Genomic DNA, 5,510 nt, shown 5'->3' on the forward strand with positions numbered 1-5,510 from the left:
GTTGTTGTTTGAGAACTCAATAGTGTGCCAAGTTTTATTGATACCAATTTATTTATATTGAATTGGTTATTTGATTGGTTGTTGCCGCCCCTGTGGTGATGATCGGTCTATAGCTGGTTTCGAATTTAGTGCATGCACTCATTACCTTTTTCCGGTGTGGGTGTGTGTGTCTGTTTAGTTATTAACGGAGAGTTTGATCCTGGCTCAGGATGAACGCTGGCGGCGTGCTTAACACATGCAAGTCGAACGATGAACTCCAGCTTGCTGGGGGGATTAGTGGCGAACGGGTGAGTAACACGTGAGTAACCTGCCCTTAACTCTGGGATAAGCCTGGGAAACTGGGTCTAATACTGGATATTGACTTTTCCTCGCATGGGGTTTGGTTGAAAGATTTATTGGTTTTGGATGGACTCGCGGCCTATCAGCTTGTTGGTGAGGTAATGGCTCACCAAGGCGACGACGGGTAGCCGGCCTGAGAGGGTGACCGGCCACACTGGGACTGAGACACGGCCCAGACTCCTACGGGAGGCAGCAGTGGGGAATATTGCACAATGGGCGAAAGCCTGATGCAGCGACGCCGCGTGAGGGATGACGGCCTTCGGGTTGTAAACCTCTTTCAGTAGGGAACAAGGCCAGGCTTTGTCTGGTTGAGGGTACTTGCAGAAGAAGCGCCGGCTAACTACGTGCCAGCAGCCGCGGTAATACGTAGGGCGCAAGCGTTATCCGGAATTATTGGGCGTAAAGAGCTCGTAGGCGGTTTGTCGCGTCTGCCGTGAAAGTCCGGGGCTCAACCCCGGATCTGCGGTGGGTACGGGCAGACTAGAGTGATGTAGGGGAGACTGGAATTCCTGGTGTAGCGGTGAAATGCGCAGATATCAGGAGGAACACCGATGGCGAAGGCAGGTCTCTGGGCATTAACTGACGCTGAGGAGCGAAAGCATGGGGAGCGAACAGGATTAGATACCCTGGTAGTCCATGCCGTAAACGTTGGGCACTAGGTGTGGGGGACATTCCACGTTTTCCGCGCCGTAGCTAACGCATTAAGTGCCCCGCCTGGGGAGTACGGCCGCAAGGCTAAAACTCAAAGGAATTGACGGGGGCCCGCACAAGCGGCGGAGCATGCGGATTAATTCGATGCAACGCGAAGAACCTTACCAAGGCTTGACATGAACTGGAAACACTTAGAAATAAGTGCCCCGCTTGCGGTCGGTTTACAGGTGGTGCATGGTTGTCGTCAGCTCGTGTCGTGAGATGTTGGGTTAAGTCCCGCAACGAGCGCAACCCTCGTTCTATGTTGCCAGCACGTTATGGTGGGGACTCATAGGAGACTGCCGGGGTCAACTCGGAGGAAGGTGAGGACGACGTCAAATCATCATGCCCCTTATGTCTTGGGCTTCACGCATGCTACAATGGCCGGTACAATGGGTTGCGATACTGTGAGGTGGAGCTAATCCCAAAAAGCCGGTCTCAGTTCGGATTGGGGTCTGCAACTCGACCCCATGAAGTCGGAGTCGCTAGTAATCGCAGATCAGCAACGCTGCGGTGAATACGTTCCCGGGCCTTGTACACACCGCCCGTCAAGTCACGAAAGTTGGTAACACCCGAAGCCGGTGGCCTAACCCCCTTGTGGGGAGGGAGCTGTCGAAGGTGGGACCGGCGATTGGGACTAAGTCGTAACAAGGTAGCCGTACCGGAAGGTGCGGCTGGATCACCTCCTTTCTAAGGAGCACCAAACACCACGATCGATTCCGCATGGAGACGTATTGGTGGTGTGAGGAGTAAAGACTCATTGCCGAAACGTTCGTTTTCGGGTGAGTTGCTCAAGGGTGGAATATCAATAAAATAATGTGGTCGTTTCTACTGTTGAACGTCACCGAGTACCACGAGCTCTTGTAGCTGGTGAGGAAAAGAGACGCATAGTTCAACACGTGAGTGATGGTCGGGTGTTTGGCACACTGTTGGGTCCTGAAGCAACAACGAGAGTTGTTTGTTTCTGGTTTCCCCCATGTTACTAACCGGTCACTGTGTGACACACGTGTGTGTGTTGGGTGGTTGGGGTGTGTGTGGTGGGGTTGTTGTTTGAGAACTACATAGTGAACGCGAGCATCTTTATAAAGAAGCAATTTCTTTGAGAAAATGATGAACCTGGATCTGATGCTAATAGCCTTTGGTTGTTGGTGTTGGTTTTCATGGTTCTCTCGATATAGTTTTGTTGACTGTTTGTGTGGTCAAGTTTTTAAGGGCACACGGTGGATGCCTTGGCATTAGGAGCCGAAGAAGGACGTAGGAATCTGCGATAAGCCTCGGGGAGTTGATAACCGAACTTTGATCCGAGGGTGTCCGAATGGGGGAACCCCGTTACCCGTCGCAAGGCGAGGTGATGACCCACACCTGAATATATAGGGTGTGTGGAGGGAACGTGGGGAAGTGAAACATCTCAGTACCCACAGGAAGAGAAAACAATAGTGATTCCGTTAGTAGTGGCGAGCGAACGCGGAACAGGCTAAACCGTGCCATGTGTGATAGCCGGCGGGCGTTGCATGGTCGGGGTTGAGGGACTCACCGTTACGAATCTGCCGGTTCGTTGAGGGGAATGGTGCATGTATAGGTGAACGGTTTTGAATGGCCGACCGTAGAGGGTGAGAGTCCCGTAACCGAAATGCAGTGCACTCCCTGGAGAGTATCCCAAGTAGCACGGGGCCCGAGAAATCCCGTGTGAATCTGTCAGGACCACCTGATAAGCCTAAATACTACCTAATGACCGATAGCGGACAAGTACCGTGAGGGAAAGGTGAAAAGTACCCCGGGAGGGGAGTGAAATAGTACCTGAAACCGTGTGCTTACAATCCGTCAGAGCAAGCGTGCCCTTTGGGGTAGTTGTTCTTGTGATGGCGTGCCTTTTGAAGAATGAGCCTGCGAGTTAGTGTTACGTCGCGAGGTTAACCCGTGTGGGGAAGCCGTAGCGAAAGCGAGTCTGAATAGGGCGATGCAGTGGCGTGATCTAGACCCGAAGCGAAGTGATCTACCCATGGCCAGGTTGAAGCGCGTGTAAGAGCGCGTGGAGGACCGAACCCACTTCAGTTGAAAATGGAGGGGATGAGCTGTGGGTAGGGGTGAAAGGCCAATCAAACTTCGTGATAGCTGGTTCTCCCCGAAATGCATTTAGGTGCAGCGTTGCGTGTTTCTTACTGGAGGTAGAGCTACTGGATGGCTAATGGGCCCTACAAGGTTACTGACGTCAGCCAAACTCCGAATGCCGGTAAGTCAGAGCGTAGCAGTGAGACTGTGGGGGATAAGCTTCATAGTCGAGAGGGAAACAGCCCAGACCACCAACTAAGGCCCCTAAGCGTGTGCTAAGTGGGAAAGGATGTGGGATTGCTTAGACAACCAGGAGGTTGGCTTAGAAGCAGCCATCCTTAAAAGAGTGCGTAATAGCTCACTGGTCAAGTGATTCCGCGCCGACAATGTAGCGGGGCTCAAGTACACCGCCGAAGTTGTGGATTTCAAACACTGCCCTAGCCAACGTAAGTTGGTTCAGGGGTTTGGAGTGGTAGGGGAGCGTCGTGTGGGCATTGAAGCCGCAGTGTGAACTAGCGGTGGAGCCCACACGAGTGAGAATGCAGGCATGAGTAGCGAAAGACGGGTGAGAAACCCGTCCGCCGAATGATCAAGGGTTCCAGGGTCAAGCTAATCTGCCCTGGGTAAGTCGGGACCTAAGGCGAGGCCGACAGGCGTAGTCGATGGACAACGGGTTGATATTCCCGTACCGGTGAAGAACCGCCCATATTGAACTGATAATACTAACCACCCAAACTTTCTGGTGAGTGCCTTCGGGCCAGGCTAGAAGGGGAGCGTGGGACCTGAGTCAGGGAGGTAAGCGTATTAACAGGTGTGACGCAGGAAGGTAGCCGAGCCGGGCGATGGTAGTCCCGGTCTAAGGATGTAGGGAACGCGATAGGCAAATCCGTCGCGTAGTCATTTGATTGACACTCTTGAGATCTGATGGGACCCCCGTATGGGGGAATTCGGTGATCCTATGCTGCCTAGAAAAGCATCGACGCGAGGTTCCAACCGCCCGTACCCCAAACCGACACAGGTGATCAGGTAGAGAATACTAAGGCGATCGAGAGAATTATGGTTAAGGAACTCGGCAAAATGCCCCCGTAACTTCGGGAGAAGGGGGGCCTGCCCCGTGAAGGACACTAGCTGTCCGTGAGCGGGTGTGGGCCGCAGAGACCAGGGGGAAGCGACTGTTTACTAAAAACACAGGTCCGTGCGAAGTCGCAAGACGATGTATACGGACTGACTCCTGCCCGGTGCTGGAAGGTTAAGAGGACCGGTTAGCTCACTTGTGAGCGAAGCTGAGAATTTAAGCCCCAGTAAACGGCGGTGGTAACTATAACCATCCTAAGGTAGCGAAATTCCTTGTCGGGTAAGTTCCGACCTGCACGAATGGAGTAACGACTTCCCCGCTGTCTCAACCATAAACTCGGCGAAATTGCAGTACGAGTAAAGATGCTCGTTACGCGCAGCAGGACGGAAAGACCCCGAGACCTTTACTATAGTTTGGTATTGGTGTTCGGAGTGGCTTGTGTAGGATAGGTGGGAGACTGTGAAGCTACAACGCTAGTTGTGGTGGAGTCATCGTTGAAATACCACTCTGGTCACTTTGGACATCTAACTTCGGCCCGTAATCCGGGTCAGGGACAGTGCCTGATGGGTAGTTTAACTGGGGCGGTTGCCTCCTAAAAAGTAACGGAGGCGCCCAAAGGTTCCCTCAGCCTGGTTGGCAATCAGGTTTCGAGTGTAAGTGCACAAGGGAGCTTGACTGTGAGAGGGACACCTCGAGCAGGGACGAAAGTCGGGACTAGTGATCCGGCGGCACATTGTGGAATGGCCGTCGCTCAACGGATAAAAGGTACCTCGGGGATAACAGGCTGATCTTGCCCAAGAGTCCATATCGACGGCATGGTTTGGCACCTCGATGTCGGCTCGTCGCATCCTGGGGCTGGAGTAGGTCCCAAGGGTTGGGCTGTTCGCCCATTAAAGCGGTACGCGAGCTGGGTTTAGAACGTCGTGAGACAGTTCGGTCCCTATCCGCTGCGCGCGCAGGAAATTTGAGAAGGGCTGTCCTTAGTACGAGAGGACCGGGACGGACGAACCTCTGGTGTGTCAGTTGTACTGCCAAGTGCATCGCTGATTAGCTACGTTCGGATGGGATAACCGCTGAAAGCATCTAAGCGGGAAGCTCGCTTCGAGATGAGATTTCCATACACATCAAGTGTGAGAGGCCCCCAGCTAGACCACTGGGTTGATAGGCCGGACGTGGAAGCGAGGACTAAAGACTCGTGAAGCTGACCGGTACTAATAGGCCGATAACTTACACCACACAAAAACTCCTACACCGGGAACGAATAAACCTTCAAAAGCTATTCGTAGACCCTACAGAGTCAAAGCATGCTCGCGTTCACTATGTGGTTCCCAAACAACAAACCCAGGTTTATTGTTCA

The 5,510-nt window shown here is 53.0% G+C and carries 2 rRNA genes; both read left to right on the top strand.

Annotated features, from left to right (window positions below):
* Positions 1-181: 181 nt before the first annotated feature.
* Positions 182-1,719: ribosomal RNA gene (locus CXQ94_RS21175) — 16S ribosomal RNA — on the top strand.
* A gap of 507 nt (positions 1,720-2,226) precedes the next feature.
* Positions 2,227-5,389, top strand: a 23S ribosomal RNA gene (locus tag CXQ94_RS21180).
* Together the 16S and 23S rRNA genes form the textbook arrangement of a ribosomal RNA operon.
* Positions 5,390-5,510 lie beyond the last annotated feature (121 nt).

The organism is Arthrobacter sp. GMC3 (genome assembly GCF_002929305.1).
Lineage (GTDB): Bacteria > Actinomycetota > Actinomycetes > Actinomycetales > Micrococcaceae > Specibacter.